The 19,272-nt window shown below is 63.3% G+C and carries 14 protein-coding genes and 1 riboswitch; of the genes, 9 read left to right on the top strand and 5 right to left on the bottom strand.

What is annotated here, in order from left to right:
* Window positions 1-43: 43 nt before the first annotated feature.
* Window positions 44-718, top strand: a complete 675-nt coding sequence (locus RA302_RS03110) for a class I SAM-dependent methyltransferase (protein WP_020968309.1) — start codon at window positions 44-46, stop codon at window positions 716-718.
* Here RA302_RS03110 and speB read toward each other — a convergent pair.
* The gene (gene speB / locus RA302_RS03115; protein WP_003941134.1) at window positions 682-1,638 is read right to left on the bottom strand and encodes an agmatinase; all 957 of its coding nucleotides are present in this window, start codon (window positions 1,636-1,638) and stop codon (window positions 682-684) included. The genes RA302_RS03110 and speB overlap by 37 nt on opposite strands.
* 146 nt (window positions 1,639-1,784) lie before the next feature.
* On the opposite strand from speB, the gene RA302_RS03120 reads away from it, so the two are divergent.
* The 4 genes from RA302_RS03120 to RA302_RS03135 all read left to right on the top strand — a co-directional run bounded on the left by RA302_RS03120 (window position 1,785) and on the right by RA302_RS03135 (window position 8,433).
* Window positions 1,785-2,420, top strand: coding sequence for a helix-turn-helix domain-containing protein (locus RA302_RS03120; protein WP_020968310.1), 636 nt, complete (start codon window positions 1,785-1,787; stop codon window positions 2,418-2,420).
* 133 nt (window positions 2,421-2,553) lie between these two features.
* Complete coding sequence (locus tag RA302_RS03125; protein WP_084326135.1) at window positions 2,554-3,399, top strand: carbon-nitrogen hydrolase family protein; 846 nt, start codon at window positions 2,554-2,556, stop codon at window positions 3,397-3,399.
* Complete coding sequence (locus RA302_RS03130; protein WP_020968312.1) at window positions 3,396-5,084, top strand: NAD(P)/FAD-dependent oxidoreductase; 1,689 nt, start codon at window positions 3,396-3,398, stop codon at window positions 5,082-5,084. Before RA302_RS03125 ends, RA302_RS03130 begins: the two co-directional genes overlap by 4 nt.
* Before the next feature lie 127 nt (window positions 5,085-5,211).
* Entirely contained in the window at window positions 5,212-8,433 is a 3,222-nt protein-coding gene (locus RA302_RS03135; protein WP_166501746.1) for an NAD-glutamate dehydrogenase domain-containing protein, read from the top strand.
* Here the strand turns inward: RA302_RS03135 and RA302_RS03140 are convergent.
* Window positions 8,410-9,927, bottom strand: a complete 1,518-nt coding sequence (locus tag RA302_RS03140) for a PucR family transcriptional regulator (RefSeq protein WP_019746725.1) — start codon at window positions 9,925-9,927, stop codon at window positions 8,410-8,412. The two genes, RA302_RS03135 and RA302_RS03140, sit on opposite strands and share 24 nt — an antisense overlap.
* Window positions 9,928-10,055: 128 nt before the next feature.
* Here RA302_RS03140 and gabT point away from each other — a divergent pair, with 128 nt between their 5' ends.
* Together gabT and RA302_RS03150 are read left to right on the top strand one after the other, a co-directional pair.
* The gene (gene gabT, locus RA302_RS03145; protein WP_007727077.1) at window positions 10,056-11,420 is read left to right on the top strand and encodes a 4-aminobutyrate--2-oxoglutarate transaminase; all 1,365 of its coding nucleotides are present in this window, start codon (window positions 10,056-10,058) and stop codon (window positions 11,418-11,420) included.
* A 1-nt stretch (window position 11,421) separates the two neighbouring features.
* The gene (locus RA302_RS03150; RefSeq protein ID WP_020968315.1) at window positions 11,422-12,867 is read left to right on the top strand and encodes an NAD-dependent succinate-semialdehyde dehydrogenase; all 1,446 of its coding nucleotides are present in this window, start codon (window positions 11,422-11,424) and stop codon (window positions 12,865-12,867) included.
* Window positions 12,868-12,919: 52 nt separating this feature from the next.
* Here the strand turns inward: RA302_RS03150 and dszD are convergent, their stop codons facing one another.
* The 3 genes from dszD to RA302_RS03165 all read right to left on the bottom strand — a co-directional run bounded on the left by dszD (window position 12,920) and on the right by RA302_RS03165 (window position 15,299).
* Window positions 12,920-13,498 carry an NADH:FMN oxidoreductase DszD gene (dszD, locus tag RA302_RS03155; protein ID WP_003941189.1) on the bottom strand — a complete coding sequence of 193 codons (579 nt, stop codon included), beginning with the start codon at window positions 13,496-13,498 and terminating at the stop codon, window positions 12,920-12,922.
* A 208-nt stretch (window positions 13,499-13,706) separates the two neighbouring features.
* The gene (locus RA302_RS03160) at window positions 13,707-14,180 is read right to left on the bottom strand and encodes a YbaK/EbsC family protein (RefSeq protein WP_019746727.1); all 474 of its coding nucleotides are present in this window, start codon (window positions 14,178-14,180) and stop codon (window positions 13,707-13,709) included.
* A 15-nt stretch (window positions 14,181-14,195) separates the two neighbouring features.
* Window positions 14,196-15,299 (bottom strand): membrane protein, encoded by a 1,104-nt coding sequence (locus RA302_RS03165; RefSeq protein ID WP_003941129.1) that lies wholly within the window; start codon window positions 15,297-15,299, stop codon window positions 14,196-14,198.
* A 126-nt stretch (window positions 15,300-15,425) separates the two neighbouring features.
* Here RA302_RS03165 and RA302_RS03170 point away from each other — a divergent pair, with 126 nt between their 5' ends.
* Together RA302_RS03170 and mgtA are read left to right on the top strand one after the other, a co-directional pair.
* Window positions 15,426-16,010, top strand: coding sequence for a TetR/AcrR family transcriptional regulator (locus RA302_RS03170; protein WP_166502892.1), 585 nt, complete (start codon window positions 15,426-15,428; stop codon window positions 16,008-16,010).
* Window positions 16,011-16,055: 45 nt separating this feature from the next.
* A riboswitch (M-box (ykoK) riboswitch) is annotated at window positions 16,056-16,229 on the top strand.
* Between the two features lie 347 nt (window positions 16,230-16,576).
* Entirely contained in the window at window positions 16,577-19,270 is a 2,694-nt protein-coding gene (gene mgtA, locus RA302_RS03175) for a magnesium-translocating P-type ATPase (RefSeq protein ID WP_238054119.1), read from the top strand.
* Window positions 19,271-19,272 lie beyond the last annotated feature (2 nt).

Here is a 19,272-nt window from a genome sequence, read left to right on the forward strand (position 1 = left end):
AAGATGGTTGCGTGAATTGTGGAAGGTCGTTCATCCTGGGTGCATGAGCCACGAACACCACAATCACCACGAAAACTCTGAAACCACCGAGAATCCGTACGCCAAGGCGGACGCACAGTTCTGGAACTCGCTGTACGAGGAACGTCCCGCGCGCTGGAGCGGAAATCCCAACCCACAGTTGATTGCCGAAGCCTCCGACCTCGAACCGGGCACTGCACTCGACGTCGGTTGCGGCGAAGGCGCCGACGCTTTGTGGTTGGCACGTCGCGGGTGGAAGGTCACCGGCACCGACATATCGTCGGTTGCGCTCAGCCGCGCCCAGGCTCACGTCGAGGGCGAGGGCGTCGACATCGAATGGCTGGAAGCCGACCTGACGAAGTGGGATCCGCAGGGTCGATCGTTCGATCTGGTGTCCGCGCAGTTCTTCCACATGCTCGAACCCGCGCGCGGGGAATTGTTCCGTGCTCTCGGAGATCTGGTCGCGCCGGGCGGGCATTTGCTGATCGTGGGCCACTCGCCCCACGAGTCGCCCACCGAACATCATCGGGCAATGCTGCATACACCCGAATACGTGGAGTCGCTGTTCACCGATGGTTGGAAGGTGTTGGTCTCGGAGTCGCGGGAACGTGATCTTCCCGCGAACCCCGAGATGCATCACACCACGGATACCGTTGTGCTGCTTCAGCGATTGAGTGCGAGCACCGACAGTAACTCGTAAGCGACGTGAGCCGCTGCGATACCGGTGATCTCGGCGTGGTCGTACGCCGGCGCTACCTCGACGATGTCGGCGCCGACCACGTTGAGTCCCACCAACCCGCGCAGTGTGTTCAACAATTCGCGAGAGGTCATGCCGCCCGCTTCGGGTGTTCCGGTACCCGGAGCGTGTGCGGGATCGAGCACGTCGATGTCGACGGAGACGTACACCGGGCCACCGTCGAGGCGCTTACGCATGCGCTCGACGATGCTGGCGACGCCGTCGACCTCGTAGTCGTCACTGCGGATCACCTGGAAGCCGAGGACGCGGTCGTCTTCGAGGTCTTTCTCGCTGTAGAGCGGTCCACGGATACCGATGTGCTGCGAACGCTCCATGTCGATCAGGCCTTCTTCGCTGGCGCGGCGGAAGGGGGTGCCGTGGGTGAAAGGCTGACCGAAGTAGGTGTCCCAGGTGTCGAGGTGAGCGTCGAAGTGCAGGACGGCGATCGGGCCGTGATCGCGGGCCAGTGAGCGCAGGATCGGAAGTGCGATGGTGTGGTCGCCGCCGAGCGTGAGCACGGAGGAACCGTCGGCGCGCAGGTCGGTGACGGCGGACTGAACCGTCGTGAGAGCTTCCTGAATGTCGAAGGGGTTGACGCCGATGTCGCCGAAATCGGCTACCTGCTGGTTGGCGAAGGGCGAGACCTTCAGCGCGGGGTTGTACGGACGCAGCAGCTTCGACGCAGCGCGGATGTGCCCCGGACCGAACCGAGCGCCGGGTCGGTAGCTGACACCCGAATCGAAGGGGATGCCGAGGATTGTCACGTCGGCGCGCGAGACCTCATCGAGGCGCGGCAGACGCGCAAAAGTGGTCGGCTCGGCGTAGCGGGGGACGCGCGTGGCGTCGACGGGTCCGATGAACGATCCGGGGTTGTTGGTAGCCATGTGCAGAGGTCCCTGCTCTCGATTCGGCGCACACCGGGCGCCCTTCAGTGATGTAGCTCTCTGAGCAAGTATGGTTTCTTCAAGAGGCTCGGTTGTCAACCCCTGTTTCCTGAAAGGGACACGGCGGTCGTGAAGGAGTGGGTTCAGTGGCCAAGGCGAAGGAAGCGGTCGAGCCGGTCGGACCGCGCATCGGGGCGAGGCTCAAGGCGGCACGTCAATCGAAGCGGTTGACCCTCGACGACCTGGCCGAGGCCTGTGGTGTGACGAAGGGGTATCTCTCGAAACTCGAGCGCGATCACGTCAACGCGTCGGTGGCGACCCTGATCAAGGTGTGCGCGGTGCTCGAGATCCCCGTCGGATCCCTGTTCGAGAATGCGTCCGCCGGTGAGGTAGTCCGCGCCGACGCCATGCCGCAAATCAGCTTCGGCGGCGAAAAGATGACGGAGTACCTGCTCACGCCTACCAACGAGCGTCGAATTCAGGTGCTGCTCGGCGAGCTGGAACCAGGCGGCGGAAGTGGTCAGGAGTTCTACAGTCTGCCGATCGACGTGAACTTCGTGCACGTGCTGGAGGGCGGCTTGCGGGTCTCGTTCGAGGGCGGTCGGACGGATCCGAACGGTGAGGCCGTCGATGCCGAGGACGTCGTGCTTGCGGCGGGCGATTCCTTCACATTCACGCCGACGCACAACCATAGTTTTCAGGCCGAAGGCTCGGTTCTGGCGAAGGTTCTGTGGGTCTTGAATCCGGCATTGCCGGAAGGGCCACGCGCGTCGCCTTCGTGAGACCCGAATCTGCGAATGTTGATTCTTAGGAAACAAGAGTTGACATGATTGGCGGCACCCGTCACGCTGGTAGTTGTCCCCGTCACACACACCGTCGAAAATTGGCGTCACGGAACTCCTGAAGGAGCGCACCATGCATGTCGATTCAGTTCGAGTTGGCCTGTTCCAAGGTCCGCTCACCACCCCGGACACCTTTGCGTCGGTGGAGTTCAACCTCGCTGCAATCGACACCGCTGCCCGCGAGGCTGCGGCATCCGGTGCGAAGATCCTGCTGACGCCGGAGATGTCCGCAACCGGCTACGACATCGGCGAACTGGTGTCGCTGCGCGCGGAACCGGCCGACGGCCCTATCTTCGATTCCGTCGCCGAGATTGCTCGAAGTGCAGGCATCGCCGTCGTCTACGGCTACCCCGAACTCGACGGGGGAGACGTCTACAACAGCGTGCAGGTGGTGGGCCGCAACGGCACTTCGCTTGCGCACTACCGCAAGACACACCTGTTCGGCACGCTCGACCGCGAACATTTCCGGCCAGGTGAGACCCTGGTGGTCGGGTTCGACTTCGAGGGCATTCGCTGCGGATTGTTGATCTGCTACGACGTGGAATTTCCCGAAGCGGTTCGGGCCCATGCCGACGCCGGTACCGAATGGCTCATCGTGCCGACGGGGTTGATGACTCCGTACGAACACATTGCGCAGCAAGTGGTTCCGGCCCGCGCATACGAGAGTCAGATGTTTGTCACCTACGTCAACCGCTGCGGCGCCGAAACCGAGCTGACCTACTGCGGTCTCTCGTGCGCCATCGCACCCGACGGTGCCGAGTTGGCGCGGGCCGGGGGCGGCCAGGAATTACTCTTCGCGGATATCGCCGCCGCCACCGTCTCGCAATCGCGCACCCTCAACACGCATCTCGACGATCGACGCCTCGATCTGTATCCAGACCTTTCTGTCACGACTGTCTCCAAGGAGAACCGTAGATGACCATCCCAGTAGCTCCGGACAGTTCCTCGGAACCCGGCAAGCAGCCGCCCCTCACGATGTTCGGGCCGGATTTTCCGTTCCCGTACGACGACTACGTTTCCAGTCCGGCGGGACTCGGCTCGGTGCCCGATCTGGCACTGGGTACAGAAGTTGCCGTGATCGGTGGTGGACTCTCCGGCATGATCGCGGCCTACGAGTTGCTCAAGGTCGGTCTCAAACCGATTGTCTACGAAGCTGATCAGATCGGTGGCCGGATGCGGTCGGTCGAGTTCGACGGGCACCCCGGGGTTGTCGCCGAGATGGGCGCAATGCGTTTCCCACCGTCGTCGACGACGTTGTTCCACTATTTGAACGAACTGGGTCTGCAGACCGAGGAGTTCCCGAATCCCCTTGCCGAGGTCACGCCGAGCACGGTCATCGATCTCAAGGGTGAGAGCCACTACGCGCACACTCTCGAGGATCTGCCTCCGATCTACACCGAGGTGGCGCAGGCCTGGCAGCGCACTCTCGAAGAGCACGCCGATCTGATTCCGTTGCAGCAGGCCATTCGTGACCGCGACACCGCAGAGATCAAGCGGATCTGGAACGACCTCGTGGTGCGCTACGACGACCAGACGTTCTACGGATTCCTCGCCGCGTCGAAGCACTTCAAGTCCTTCCATATGCGGGAAGTGTTCGGGCAGGTCGGATTCGGTACGGGTGGTTGGGATACCGACTACCCCAACTCGATCCTCGAAATCCTTCGTGTGGTCATCACGGCCGCCGACGACGACCACCGCGGCATCGTGGGTGGATCGCAGCAGCTGCCGATGCGGTTGTGGAACCGCGCCCCGGCGCACATGGCGCATTGGCCTGCCGGTACGACGGTCGCTTCGCTCAACGACGGCGAGACGCGTCCCCGCGTCACCGAACTCCGGCGTACCGAGCCCGGCAACATCACGGTGACGGACTCCGAAGGTTTCATTCGCACGTATGCGAGTGCCGTTGTAACAGTGCAGAGTTGGATGCTGCTGAACAACATCAGGTGTGACGACGATCTGTTCCCGATCGACCACTGGACTGCGATCGAGCGAACTCACTACATGGGTTCGACCAAGGTGTTCGTTCTCGTCGACCGCCCGTTCTGGAAGGACAAGGACCCCGTGACCGGCCGTGATTCGGTGTCGATGACACTGACCGACCGTATGAGTCGCGGCACCTACCTGCTCGATCAGGGCGAGGGCAAGCCAGGCCTGATCTGCTTGTCGTACACCTGGTCGGACGATTCGCTGAAGCTGCTGGCGCTCGACGCCACCGAGCGCATGAACATCATGCTGCGTTCGCTCGAAGAGATCTACCCAGGCGTGGACTTCCGCAGCCACATCATCTCGAGCCCGGTGACGCTGTCGTGGGAAACCGAGCGAGACTTCATGGGTGCATTCAAGGCGAACCTTCCGGGGCACTACCGGTACCAGGAGCGCCTGTTCTCTCACTTCGTGCAGAATGATCTCGAACCGCGTCATCGGGGAATCTTCCTCGCCGGAGACGACGTGTCGTGGACTGCCGGCTGGGCCGAGGGCGCGATCCAGACCGCGATCAACGCGGTATGGGGCGTCGTCAACCATCTCGGCGGCGCTGCGCCTACCGAGAATCCCGGACCCGGCGACGTGTTCGAGGAGCTCGCTCCGATCAGGTTGGGCGACTGAGCTCACCGCAACTGCCGAAATGTCGTGCCCGATGGGGGTTGGTACTCCTATCGGGCACGACCTCTTTCCGGTGATCCACGCAACACTGGAAAGTGTTCGGATCCAATAATTTCCAGGAGGGTGTTCAATGGCGAGCACATCATCGGCGACCAAGACCGCAGCTGCAGAATCGAGACCCGCGGGCGGTGATCGATCCGGTGACCCGGCGCTCGAACTGGTCGCCGAATTGGCAGCAGCGGGCCAGCGACTCGTCTTCCGTCAGGGCGACGACTTGAACAGCGACGACTTGAACAGCGGTGCCCTGAACAGTGACGATCTGACCTGTGTGGTGCTGTGGCCGTCCGGAGAACCCTCCCTCTCCGATCTGTGCGAGAACTTCGAGTCCCTCGGACTCCGAGTTTCGACGCACCGCCCGCTTCCGACCGTTCTGGGTTCGGCACACTACTTCACCTTCGAGCCGAGCACCTTCGACGGCAGTGCGCTCGAGAAGATGGCGGACGCCTTCGAAGCCGTCATCGCCGGACAGACCCGGATGGACGCATTCTCCAGTCTGATCGGACGAGCAGACATCACGTGGCGCGACGCAGAGTTGCTGCGCGCTGCGTGCCGTTTCCTCGCTCAGGCTCGTATCGGGTTGTCCGAGAGCTACATCGTCGGAGTGTTGGCAGCGAAGCCGCTCTTCGTACGGCAGGCAATCGAACTCTTCACCGCGCGTTTCGATCCCGCAGTAGCAGGTTCGCGTGAGACGGCCGTGGCCACCGCGGCGGCGGCCATCGACGAATCAGTCGACGGTGCAGACACTCTCGACGAGGATCGCGTCTTGCGCGGTGTGCGTTCATTCTTGCAGGCGACTCTGCGCACCAACTGGTACCTGCGCGGTGAGGCCGGCGAGCCGCTGCCGTACGCGTCGTTCAAGATCGACTCGCAGTTGCTCTCCACCCCGCAGAAGACAGTTCCTTTCCGCGAGATCTACGTCAGCGCACCCAATGTCGAAGGCGTGCATTTGCGTAGCTCCTCCGTCGCCCGTGGTGGCCTGCGTTGGTCGGATCGATACGAGGACTTCCGCACCGAGGCTCTGAGTCTGATGAAGACCCAGAGCGTGAAGAATTCGCCGATCGTCCCCTCGGGAGCCAAGGGTGCGTTCGTGGTTCGGGGCACGTCGTCACCGACCCCGGCGCAGGTGCAGGAGTCGTACAGCACCTTCATCCGCGGCTTGCTGGACGTGGTGGACAACATCGTCGACGGCGCAGCGGTGCACCCGGCAGAAATAATCGAGTACGACGGTGAAGACTCCTACCTCGTCGTGGCGGCGGACAAGGGGACCGCACGGTTCTCCGACGTCGCGAACGGCATCGCCGTCGAACGTGGTTTCTGGCTCGGCGACGCTTTTGCTTCCGGCGGTTCGGCCGGCTACGACCACAAGGCGATGGGCATCACCGCTCGCGGCGCCTGGGTAGCGGTTCGACGCCACTTCGCCGAGCGCGACCTCGATGTCGACACCGATCCGTTCACCGTCGCGGGCATCGGTGACATGTCCGGCGATGTGTTCGGTAACGGAATGTTGCTCTCGCGCAAGATCCGTCTGGTCGCGGCATTCGATCACCGCCACATCTTCATCGACCCGAACCCCGACACCGAGACGACGTTTGCCGAACGCGCTCGCCTCTTCACCGTGCCGCGCTCGTCCTGGGACGACTTCGACCGCACCGTGATGTCGCCTGGTGGTGGCGTCTGGCCGCGTAGCGCTAAGTCGATCCGCCTTCCGCTCGAGGCGCGTCAGGTCCTCGGTATCGCCGAGGAGAAGCTGACTCCGCAGGAACTGATCCGAGCGATCCTGTGCGCTCCGGTGGACCTGTTGTGGAATGGAGGCGTAGGTACCTACGTGAAGGCGTCGACCGAAAGCAACGTCGACGCGGCCGATCCGTCCAACGACGCAGTTCGCGTCAGCGCTGACGAGTTGCGTGCAACCGTGGTGGGTGAGGGCGGCAACCTGGGTTTCACCCAGCGTGCCCGCATCGAATATGCCGCTGGCGGAGGACGAATCAACGCCGACTTCATCGACAACGCGGCCGGCGTGGCTACCTCGGACCGTGAGGTCAACATCAAGATCGCACTCGCAGAGTTGGACGCGACCTCGCGCAATGAACTACTCGCGGCGGCCCAGGACGAGGTAGCCGCATCGGTACTCGAGGCCAGTGAAGATCAGACCCTCGCGATCAGCCTGGCCGAGCACCGCGCTCCCGCCCTGCTCGATCAGCACGAACGGTTGATCGAGAACCTGGTCTCGGCGGGAGCGATGAAGCGCCTCGAAGAATCATTGCCGGACGCCAAGGCGCTGGCGGTCAGGGCGCGAGCCGGGCAGGGCCTACTCCGTCCGGAACTTGCTGTGCTGGTGGCGCAGTCGAAGAACGTGCTGACGGCGGAATTGGGGGCGTCGACCGTCCCGGACAATCAGATCTTCGCCGATCGCCTTCCTCAGTACTTCCCGCTCTCCGTCGTCGAGGCAGCACCGGACGCGGTCCGCGCACATCGGTTGGGCCGCGACATCATCATCACCTCGGTGGTCGACGAACTGGTCAACCGCGTCGGCCCCGGCGTGCTGTTCCGGCTGGAGGAACACCTCGGAGTCCACAGTCCGGAAGCGGCTCTGGCCTACGCAGTGGTCAGCGAAGTGCTCGGCACCGAGGAACTTCGGCGCGAGATCTTGAACTCGGAGCTTCGCGCCACCGAGCAGTTGCAGGCTCTCGATCGCTTGCAGCAGTTGTTGGAATCCGAGATGAGCTGGGTGTTGCGTCGTCCGGGAGCAGCCGGCCGGTTCACCGTGAACCCGCGAGCCGACATCGATCGATGGGCAGCGCCGGTGCGGGCTCTCACCGAAGGGCTGTCGGCCAGCGACCGCATCGAGGCGTCTTTCGGGGCGCTCGCCCTGGCTGACATTGCGTTGCAGGAGAATACGACGGTTCAGGCCGCGGCTGCGATCTACCGGGAACTCTCCGACACCCTCGATCTGGGCGACGTTCTCGGGGGCGTCGACGTTGCCGTCGGTGCCTCGCATTGGGAGGTCATGGGCAGCGCTGCCGTCCACGCCAGGTTGACTGCGCGTTTCGCGGACCTCGTGTCCGGAGCGCTCGGAGAAGGTATTCCGGAGGTCGTCGAGTTGTGGACCGCCGCCAATCCGCAAGCGGTGCGCCGGTTCACGGCTTTGATGTCGAGCGTGAGCCGCAGTGGAGCGCTGGACACCGCCCGTCTCTGCACGGTCGACGCCGAACTCGAACTACTCGTTCGCGGTGCGTCCAGTTTCGCTTCGGTGCACGCCGCGGAGCGTTCAGCGACCCTCCCAGGCGAGTAGCGATAGCAGCAGTTCGGCTCTGACCCTGGCCTGTCCGAGGTCGCATTGCAGCAGTTCCTCGATGCGAGCGATGCGACCTCGGAGGGTGTGCCGATGAACACCGAGTTCGGCTGCGGCCGATTCCCATTGGCCGTTTGCCTCGAGATAGGCGCGCAAAGACGCGACCAGAGCGGTCCCGTGTGCCTGGTCGTGTTCCGTCAGCACCGGGATGGTGTCCGCAGCCATTGCGATCAGTGCCTCACGGGCAGGCTCGGATGCCAGAATCGTCGAACCACTCAGAGCGTCGAACTCGAGAATGCGGGCAGTGGCCGTCGTGAGATTGGCCGCGGCGCGGGCCTGGACCAGTGCGCGCGGTGCGTCCAGAAGACGGTGAGGGGTGCTGATTCCGGCCCGCACCGTCTTCGCCTCGGTGGGGGAGAGCTGCGCCAGTAGTGTTTTGGCAGTGTCGATTGTGTCGGTTCCGCGAAGGAGGACGGTCAGCGAACCGTCCTCGGATTGCGCGAACAACGGCCGGCCTGCTCGCGCGAGAGCGTTGTCGAGTTCGCGAAGAACAGGGCCGAGTCCGGATCCGCGAACGTGGACGACACGGACATTGCCGTGCGTGTCGCTCGCTTCGTCCAAGTACGACGGCACACCGTCCTCGGGGATTCGGCCGTCGAGTAAGAGCCCGAAAGCCATGGCGTTGAGTCGAGTTCGCTCGGCCCGTAGTCGAACCGGTTTCTCGAGTTCGAGAGTGAGCAGCGAGACCGCATGCCCGAGCAACACTCTGTCGATATTGCTCAGGGGCCCGGCGCCCGCCATTGCGAGGTAGCCGTGCCAGCTGTCGGTGACGCCGACGGGGGACAGTGTCAGCGTCCGTTCGGGTGTGCTCTGCGAGATCGACGCCGGAGCGTTGGGATCGCGGGTGGTCGCCGCGACCGCGCGAACCTCGGTGATCAACGACTTCTGGTTTGCCGGATGCACCGCGGTGATCCGATCTCCGACAAACGCCACCGAAGTTTTTGTGGCCGTGGCCAGTTCACGCACGATGGCAGACACGCCTCCGCGCAGCGCAACGCGGGTGATGCGTGTCTGTACTTCTGCCGCGCGGAGTACCGATTCGTATTCCTGCTGGCTCAGACGGGTCATCACCGCGCGCGTGACCGCCGCGAACGGGGTCGTGAACGGCACTTCCAGCAGGGGGAGCCCGCGACTGCGGGCGGCGGCAATCAGGTCTGCGGGCACACTCTCGTGGGAAAGGCCGGTCCCGAAACCCAGAGCCGATACTTCTGCGGCGGCCAGACGGTCGATGTACTCGCTGTAGTCGGTGGCGTCCGCGCCCACCAGTGCCAGCCCGGTGGTGAGCACCAATTCGCCGCCGGAAAGCCACGGGGTGGGGTCCGTCAGCTCTGTGGCCTGCGCAAACGTGACGGGGTGGGTGGCAGCTGCTCGGTCGGTGAGCAGAGCCAGCGAGAGGTGTTTCTGGCGCAAGAGCCACGAGATCGGAACCGTCACCTGATCAAGGCTAGCTGTCGTTGCCGATATGGAGTAGCCCTGAAGCTTCGGGTATCCATTTCGGCAGTGCTTGCGATGCTTCGCGCGTCGCATACTCGAATGCAATACACAACCGAGAGGGTGGTCACATGAGTGCAATCGAATACCGGCTTCCGCAGGAGCGTCGCATCGTCACGGAGTTCCCGGGCCCGCGCTCGGCTGCGCTCGCCGAACGCCGTAAGAAGGTCGTCGGCGCCGGCGTCGCATCCACCCTCCCGGTCTACGTCGCCGACGCAGACGGCGGAGTCATCGTCGACGTCGACGGCAACTCGCTGATCGACCTCGGTGCCGGTATCGCGGTGACCAGCGTCGGTGCTTCCAACCCGGCCGTCGTGTCCGCAGTTCAGGATCAGGTCGCGCACTTCACCCACACCTGTTTCATGGTCGCTCCGTACGAGGGCTACGTCGAGGTCGCCGAGCGTCTCGCCGAGCTCACCCCCGGTGACCACGAGAAGCGTTCCGTGCTGTTCAACTCCGGCGCAGAAGCCGTCGAGAACGCCGTCAAGATCGCCCGTCACGCAACCGGTCGCGACGCAGTCGTCGTCTTCGACCACGCGTACCACGGCCGCACCAACCTCACGATGGCACTGACATCGAAGTCCATGCCGTACAAGAGCGGCTTCGGTCCGTTCGCCCCCGAGGTCTACCGCGTCCCGATGTCCTACCCGTACCGCGAGGGCCTCAACGTCGACGGCTCCAAGATCACGGGTGAGCAGGCCGCACAGCGCGCCATCACGATGATCGAGAAGCAGGTCGGTGCTGCCAACACGGCCGCCATCCTCATCGAGCCCATTCAGGGCGAGGGCGGATTCATAGTTCCCGCAGAAGGATTCCTCCCGACGCTCGTCGCGTGGGCCAAGGAGAACGGCGTCGTCTTCATCGCCGACGAGGTTCAGGCAGGCTTCGCTCGTACCGGCGCCTGGTTCGCCAGCGATCACGAGGGCATCGTCCCCGACCTGGTCACTCTCGCCAAGGGCATCGCAGGCGGCATGCCGCTCGCCGCTGTCACGGGCCGCGCCGAGCTCATCGACGCCGTCCACCCCGGCGGCCTCGGTGGCACCTACGGCGGTAACCCCGTCGCCTGCGCCGCTGCATTGGCGTCCATCGACCAGATGCGCGAGCTCGACCTCTGTGGCCGCGCACGCACCATCGAGTCGACCGTCGTCGGCCGAATGAACGCACTGGCAAAGGAACTCGACGTCATCGGTGACGTTCGCGGTCGCGGCGCCATGCTCGCCATCGAGCTGGTCAAGCCCGGTGGGCAGGAGCCGGACGCCGATATCACCAAGAAGATCGCCGCCGAATGCCTCGCTGCCGGCGTCGTGATCCTCACCTGCGGTACCTACGGCAACGTCATCCGTCTGCTCCCGCCGCTGGTCATCTCCGAAGAGCTGCTCGACGACGCGTTGACCGTCCTCGAGACCGCTATTCGCACTGCAGCACAGGGGAACTGACATGTCCAACGTCTCGGATCTTCTCGACTCGGTACCCAAGGGTCTCTGGCTCGGCGGCAAGCTCGTCCCGGCCGAGAAGACCTTTGCGGTCTACAACCCGGCAACGGGTGAGGAACTCGCCCAGGTAGCCGACGCCACCGCTGCCGACGGTATCCGTGCGCTCGACCTCGCCGCTGCGGCGCAGGAAGACTGGGCGGCCACGCCGGCACGTGTACGCGGCGAGATCCTGCGCACCGCCTTCGAATTGCTGCACGCCCGCGCCGAGGACTTCGCGCTGATGATGACCCTGGAAATGGGTAAGTCGTTGGCAGAGAGCCGCGGTGAGGTCAACTACGGCGGCGAATTCCTGCGCTGGTTCAGCGAGGAAGCAGTACGCATCGGCGGACGTTTCACGCAGGCTCCGGCCGGCAACGGTCGCATCCTGGTTACCAAGGAAGCCGTCGGACCGGTCCTTGCGATCACCCCGTGGAACTTCCCGCTCGCCATGGGCACACGCAAGATCGGACCGGCGCTGGCTGCCGGTTGCACCATCATCGTCAAGCCCGCCGAGGACACGCCGCTGACCATGCAGCTCCTCGGTCAGGTGTTCGCCGACGCCGGTCTGCCCGACGGTGTGCTCTCGATCCTCCCGACGTCCGACGCGGCCTCCATCAGTGGACCGCTGATGGAAGATGCGCGTCTGCGCAAGGTCACCTTCACCGGCTCCACGGGCGTCGGAAAGCTGTTGGTGCGCAATGCCGCTGACAAGCTGCTCCGCACGTCGATGGAACTCGGTGGCAATGCGCCGTTCATCGTCTTCGACGACGCCGACATCGACGCAGCTGTCGACGGCGCAATGCTCGCGAAGATGCGTAACGGCGGCGAGGCCTGCACCGCGGCCAACCGCATCTACGTCGCCAACTCGGTGCGCGAGGAGTTCACCGACAAGTTCACCGCCAAGGTTGCGGCCTTGAAGGTGGGCGCCGGTGACGCCGAGGGCACCAACATCGGCCCGCTGATCAACACCAAGCAACTCGCAACCGTCACCGGACTCGTCGACGACGCCGTGTCCAAGGGCGCTCGCGTTCGCACCGGTGGATCGGCGCCCGAAGGAGCCGGCTTCTTCTTCACCCCGACCGTTCTGGATCAGGTGCCCGCCGATGCGCGCCTGCTGAAGGAAGAGATCTTCGGACCCGTTGCGGCAGTGGTCGGTTTCGACACCGAAGACGAAGCGATCGCGGCTGCGAACAACACCGAGTACGGCCTCGTGGCGTACTTCTACACCCGCGACATCGACCGGGCGATGCGCGTCTCGGCCAAGCTGGACACCGGCATGGTCGGCGTCAATCGCGGCGCGATCTCCGATGCTGCGGCGCCGTTCGGTGGCGTGAAGGAATCGGGCTTCGGCCGTGAAGGCGGAACCGAGGGTATCGACGAGTATCTCGATACCAAGTACGTAGCGCTGTAACTTGCTGTGCGCCTTTATTAACCGCGGGCGGTTAATAAAGGCGCACAGTTGTCTATTGACCTAACGGAGTGGGGCGGTAGTACTTGCCCTCGTGGTAGAGCAGCGGTGCGGCAGCGGATTCGTCGTCCTCTTCGGCGTGAACCCGCGTGACGAGTCCGATGACCAGCGTGTGGTCGCCGACAGGGATCAACTGGTCGACCTTGACGCGCATCCAGCTGGGGGTGCCGTGCAGAACCGGCTCCCCGGTGTCGAGCACTGCCCACAGAGACTCGTCTGCAAAACGCTGATCGGCACTACGCGCAAAGCGCTGGGCCAGATGCTGCTGATGTTCGCCGAGAAGGTGGATCACCAAGGACTCGGCGGCCTTGAGCGCATTGATGCTCGACGACGTCTCCGCGATGTTGAACGAGACGAGCGGCGGCTCGAGGGAGACGGACGAGAACGAGGTGGCGGTGAAACCCACCGGGCCGGTACCCGAATCGAGGGTCACGACGGTGACACCTGCGGGGTGGCGGCGAAGCGCTGCACGGTAGTCGCCGGCGCAGATGCCGGTGGACAACTCGGGCGTCGCTGCTACTTCGGGGACGTCGGGGGTGGTGTGGCTGGAAACGGCATTCGGCTTGTCAGACAACGGGAACTCTCCGGCTGGAACTCGAGGTGTGCGGTGTGGTCGAGGTGACTGCGCTCGGCATACACAGACATGCGTCGGTGCGGCACAGATCTACGTGTCGTCGACGCCAGTGGTTACCGGCCGGGGTCCTGGTTGCAGTGCACATGGTGCGTCCAACTATAGGTGGACGCACGTCTGAGTGGGTTCGGACCGGGTTGGCTGAAGTGCGTCAGTCCATGTCGACGGCGAGGCCGGCCGTGATTCGAAGGAGTTCGGAGTACGTCGTGCGAAAGACCGTGTTCGGGTGCCCGGCAGCAGCCCACAATTCGGGGTACTGCTCGAGGGCGGTATCGATGTAGGTGGGCAGGTTGGTGGGATGCCCGAGCGGAGCGACCCCACCGATCGGCTGGCCCGTTGCCGACTTCGCCATTTCCAGCGGCGCCCGCGTGAGCTTGCCTTCGAGGCGTTCGCCGGTGGCTTTCAGATTGACCTGATGTGCGCCGGAGACCAGCAGTAGGACCGGGTCGTCGTCGAGAAGGAACACGAGCGACTTGGTGATCGCGCCTACCTCCACCCCGACGGCCGCCGCTGCCTCGGCCGCGGTGTGCGTGGCTTCGGGCTGCGTGACGATGACGCCGTGGTGACCCCGTGAGATCAGTGTTTCGGCGACGTGCGAGGCGTTGGGGTGGAGGAGGCTCGTCATGAGTTCAGACTAGGACTAGTCGGCGTTCGCCACAGCTGGAGTCGGCGTCGTGTCGGTGGACTTTCGGTTACGACGGATCGTGAAGCCGAACAGCATGACCGCACCGATCAGCGCGTACAGGAAAAGCGTCAGAGCAGGCTGGCCGACGCCGACGTTGTTGAAGTAGACGATGCTCCGCACGCCTTCGGTGCCGGCGCCAGGTGTGATCCATCGGCCGATGGCGGCATAGAACGAGGGAATCACGTTGGAGCCGAATGCGCCTCCCGCACTGGGATTGCCGAGAATCACGAAGACGGCGATAGCCAACGGGACTGCCAGAACGCCGATGGCAGCGCGCAATCCGAGTGTGAACATGGCGGTGCCGAACACCACGGCTGTTCCCAGGATCCAGAGTGGGAACCAGTGGCCCGCGAAAGTTCCCAGGACGTGTGAGGTGATGAGTGCGCCGAGGGCTCCCGAGATGATCGAGTAGATCGCGATCACGCCCGTGTGCGCGCTTGCCTGGCGGAGGGTCTTCGGCGCACCGATGAACAGTCCGATGGCTGCCGCAAGGAGATAGCCGCCGACGACCCAGCCGACCGAGAGGTAGAAGCCGGAGAGTCCGCGGTTGTCGTGTGCTCCGACGGGGATCTCGTCGCGGACGACGAACTGTCGGTCCTGCGTCGCCTCGACCTTCGTGAACACCGCTTCGAGCGACGTCGCGATGGAGCTGCCTCCCGCGCTCGCGGTGATCAGGGTGTCCGGTCCGGCCGGGTTGATGACAAACGCGCCCTGGATCTCGCGGTCGTTGATCATGCGGCGAGCGGTCGCCGTGCTGTCGACCACCTGAGCGTCGAGCGGGCTGCCGTCGATGGCGTTGAGTTTGTCGGCGATCTGCTGATCCATGCCGTCCGGTGTGCCCTGATCGGCGATGACCGCGATTTCGATGTCTCGCGGAGTCGGCTGATGGAAGGCGGCGACGTAGCTGAGGATGAAGCCCATCTGCAGCAGGAGCACGCCGACGAACAGCGCGGCCATCACCTTGGGTGCGCCGTATTTCACCAGCAGATTGTCGTGGTGGTGTTCGTCGTGGGTGGAGCTGTTGTCTGGTGCGGCGTGTGCCGGATGCGTAGTGGTCACGAAAGAGTCCTGATCTTGTCGAAAGTAAAGAGCTTGTCAATACCCGAGGTATTGAATACTCTAGGTATCGTGACTGAATCTCGTCAACCGGACTGGACGCCGGTAACCCGCCCCGGACGTGACGTGGTGCGGCAAAGACTGCTCGACGCTGCGGCGGAAGAGTTTGCGGAGCGCGGATTCAGTGCTGCACGTCTCACTGAAGTTGCTCGCCGAGCGGGCTTCACCAAGGGGGCTGTCTACTCCAACTTCGAGTCGAAACAGGATCTGTTCGCCGAACTGTTCGCGCAACGGTCTCTCGAACTGGCCGGCCGTGTGCTTGCCGAGATCGCCGGGATGAACCCGGCCGACGCGGCGGGCAAAGGTGGCGAGGCCATTGCAACGTGGATGGTCGACGACCCGGGGTGGTCACTGCTCGTCCTCGAATTCGGAGTGCTCGCCGGACGTGATCCGCAGATCGCTCAGGCGTACTTACGTGAGCGTCGCCACTTGCGCAGTCAACTCGTGGAGTTGATCGGTGAACGTGCCCGCGAATGGGGAGTGGACGATTCCTTCGATGTGCGGACCACTGCAATCTCGTTGATGGCCTTGATATCCGGGCTCGTTCTCGAGCACTCGGTGGATCCGGAAGAAGTTGATCAGAGCGTGATGGGTGCCGCCGTGACGGCACTCTTCGCCGGCGCCGTCGCACGGGCAGGATTGCCCGACGTCTGAGTTGCTCGGTTGACAGGCAACAGATTTGAGAACTACCCTCTGGGTGCAGTACCTCGTTAGGTGAGGCTTCTGCACGAACACAGGCCACTGATCTCACGACGTCGAGAGACGCCCAAGGTTAGGACAGATCTCCCCGGCTTAAGGGGTGATCCAAAGTGGCTTCCCGGTCTTGGTCGGGACACGTCGTGCAGTGCCAAAACTCGGACGTGGAGGTGTTTTCGCAGCTTGATGCCGGTTTCTTCCGGCGAAGGCGAGAGTACGTCGATATTCGGTTCTCCTGGCGTGTGCTGTGCGCACGTACTTTGTGTGGCGTCATCGGACGCCCCGAACTTTCAGGAGGTGACCATCGTGGACGACCCGCCGAGTCGATATTCGACCCATCCTTCTGTTCTTACCGACGGTGCTCACCCCGGCATTTTGCTCGTCAGTCTCTGACTTTCGCACCCTCGGTTTCATCTGCGCGGCTTTGCCGCGTCCGCTGACGACTTCCGTTGTCGTTCAGCGCATTCTGCTGCCCTCATGCACTGGCATGGTCCCGTGCGCGGTGGCAGTCGAGGAGATTCGTCATGTCATTTTCCGTTCTCGCATTGCGGCCACGGCCCACGAGAAACAGTGCACAACAAACACCTTCAACGGTCCTGGCAAAAGAAAGCGCACAGGAATTGGTCGACTACTCGGCCTTGGACACGCGCACCGTTCTCGCAGATCTGACTACGACGGCCAACGGCCTTCGTGACGATCAGATCGACGATCTTCGTCGGCGATACGGGCGCAACGATGTCCGCCACGATCGCCCGGCACCGGCGATCGTGCAGTTCGCGCAAGCTTTCAAGAATCCGTTCATCTTGATCCTGGTGTTCCTCGCCCTGATCATGGTCGGGACCGACGTGGTGTGGGCAGACCCGGAAGACGGTCCCTCCTACGAGGGCATCATCACCCTCGGGCTGATGATCTTTGTCAGTGTGTCCCTGAGGTTCTGGCAGGAATACCGTTCGACTCGGGCTGCCGAGGCACTCAAGGCCATGGTCACGACAACTGTCGCGGCCACCCGCAAGATCAACAACACCGTGGTCACGGCTGAGATTCCGATCGAGCAGCTACTGCCAGGTGATGTAGTCCAGCTTGCCGCAGGCGACATGATCCCGGCCGATGTCCGCATCATCCGGGCCAAGGATCTACAGGTCAATCAGTCAATGCTCAGCGGTGAGTCGATGCCGGCCGAGAAGTCGGCGGAACCGTCGACGGGGATCGACGTCGATCGGCTGCTCGAGGCCGAGAACATCGGGTTCATGGGTACTTCCGTCGTGTCGGGCAGCGGCACCGCCGTCGCGGTGCACACCGGCAAGCGGACTTACTTCGGCGCCATGACAGCACAATTGGCGTCCAAGCGACCCGAAACCAGCTTCGACGTCGGGGTGCGCAGTGTCAGCTACCTGCTGATCAAGTTCATGCTGATCATGGTTCCCGCGGTTTTCATCATCAACGGACTGACCAAGGACTGGAGCCAAGCACTACTCTTCGGCGTCGCCACCGCGGTGGGGTTGACCCCCGAAATGTTGCCGCTCATCGTGACTGCGAACCTGGCCAAGGGTGCGCTCCACATGTCGCGCAAGAAGGTGATCGTCAAGCAGATCAACGCGATTCAGAACTTCGGCGCCATGGACGTTCTGTGCACGGACAAGACCGGAACTCTCACCGAGGACCGCATCGTTCTCGGTGAGCATCTCGATACTGCCGGACGTAAGTCCGAGGACGTATTGCGTCTCGCGGCAGTCAATTCCGTGAATCAGACCGGATTGCGCAGTCTTCTCGACGACGCGGTGATCGAGGCCGCCGGTCCCGAAGTGGCCGAGGAGATCTCGCGTCGGCACGGGTTGGTAGACGAGATTCCCTTCGACTTCAAGCGCCGTCGACTCTCCGTGGTGGTCGACCACGGCGACGCCGATCTGATCGTCACCAAAGGTGCAGTGGAAGAGCTCCTTTCGGTCTGTGAATCGGTGGAACTGGACGGGGTGACCCACCAATTGACGCCGGGATGGCTGGCCCGAGTCGACCGTCTGGTCGCGGAACTGAACGGTCAGGGCAAGCGAGTGCTTGCGGTGGCAACCAAGACAGTCGTCGAAGAGCAGCGCCGCGAGTACTCGACGGCCGACGAAGAGGGTATGACCCTGGTCGGACTGCTGGCCTTCCTCGACCCGCCGAAGGAATCTGCGGCCGGGGCGATCGAAGCCCTCGCGAGCCACGGAGTCGCGGTCAAGGTAGTGACGGGTGACAACGAACTGGTCGCCGAAACCGTCTGCGGCAAAGTCGGTATCGATGTCGGGACCGTGGTCTCCGGTGCCGAGATCGAAGCGTTGAACGACGACGCCCTCGACGAGTTGGTGCAGCGGACAACCGTCTTCGCGAAGACGGATCCGATGCAGAAGGCACGCATTGTCGAATCGCTGCGCCGGGTCGGCCACACGGTTGGTTTCCTTGGTGACGGTGTCAACGACGCACCCGCACTTCGGGCGGCGGACGTCGGCATCTCCGTCGACACAGCGGCGGACATCGCCCGCGAATCCGCGGACATCATCTTGCTGGAGAAGGACCTCGGCGTACTCGAACAAGGAGTCATCGAAGGGCGTCGTACCTTCGGAAACATCCAGAAGTACATCAAGATGACTGCGTCGTCGAACTTCGGGAACGTCTTCTCGGTGCTCGTCGCCAGTGCCTTGCTGCCGTTCATCCCCATGATTCCCGTAGTTCTGTTGTTGCAGAACCTGATCTACGATCTCTCGATGCTCACGATCCCGTGGGACCGCGTCGACGACGACTTCCTCGCGAAGCCCCGCAAGTGGGAGACCAAGAGCCTTCGCCGGTTCATGGTGTTCATCGGCCCGATCAGTTCGATCTTCGACATCTCGACCTTCGCGCTGATGTGGTTCGTGTTCGCTGCCAACTCTCCCGAGCATGCAGCGCTGTTCCAATCGGGTTGGTTCATCGAGTCGTTGATCTCGCAGACGCTGATCGTTCACATGATCCGCACCCGGAAGGTCCCGTTCATCCAGTCGCGTGCTTCGCTTCCGGTACTGCTCAGCACGGGCGCCGCCTGCGTCTTCGCGCTGGTGTTCCCGTTCACGTCCTGGGGCCATTCCCTCGGGTTGGTTTCACTGCCGTGGAACTACTTCCCGTGGTTGGTCCTCACTCTCGCGGCTTACTGCGTCGTCACGCAGGTGGCCAAGGGAATGTTCATCCGTCGATTCGCGACTTGGCTCTAGGA

Origin of the sequence: Rhodococcus sp. DN22, assembly GCF_036669995.1 — a bacterium.
GTDB classification, from domain to species: Bacteria; Actinomycetota; Actinomycetes; order Mycobacteriales; family Mycobacteriaceae; genus Rhodococcus_F; species Rhodococcus_F erythropolis.

Bases quoted from the DNA above. Each gene is read 5' to 3' on its own strand.
- RA302_RS03110 (WP_020968309.1), top strand. From the start codon at position 44: ATGAGCCACGAACACCACAATCACCACGAAAACTCTGAAACCACCGAG.
- speB (WP_003941134.1), bottom strand. From the start codon at position 1,638: ATGGCTACCAACAACCCCGGATCGTTCATCGGACCCGTCGACGCCACG.
- RA302_RS03125 (WP_084326135.1), top strand. From the start codon at position 2,554: ATGCATGTCGATTCAGTTCGAGTTGGCCTGTTCCAAGGTCCGCTCACC.
- RA302_RS03130 (WP_020968312.1), top strand. From the start codon at position 3,396: ATGACCATCCCAGTAGCTCCGGACAGTTCCTCGGAACCCGGCAAGCAG.
- RA302_RS03135 (WP_166501746.1), top strand. From the start codon at position 5,212: ATGGCGAGCACATCATCGGCGACCAAGACCGCAGCTGCAGAATCGAGA.
- gabT (WP_007727077.1), top strand. From the start codon at position 10,056: ATGAGTGCAATCGAATACCGGCTTCCGCAGGAGCGTCGCATCGTCACG.
- RA302_RS03150 (WP_020968315.1), top strand. From the start codon at position 11,422: ATGTCCAACGTCTCGGATCTTCTCGACTCGGTACCCAAGGGTCTCTGG.
- RA302_RS03160 (WP_019746727.1), bottom strand. From the start codon at position 14,180: ATGACGAGCCTCCTCCACCCCAACGCCTCGCACGTCGCCGAAACACTG.
- mgtA (WP_238054119.1), top strand. From the start codon at position 16,577: ATGTCATTTTCCGTTCTCGCATTGCGGCCACGGCCCACGAGAAACAGT.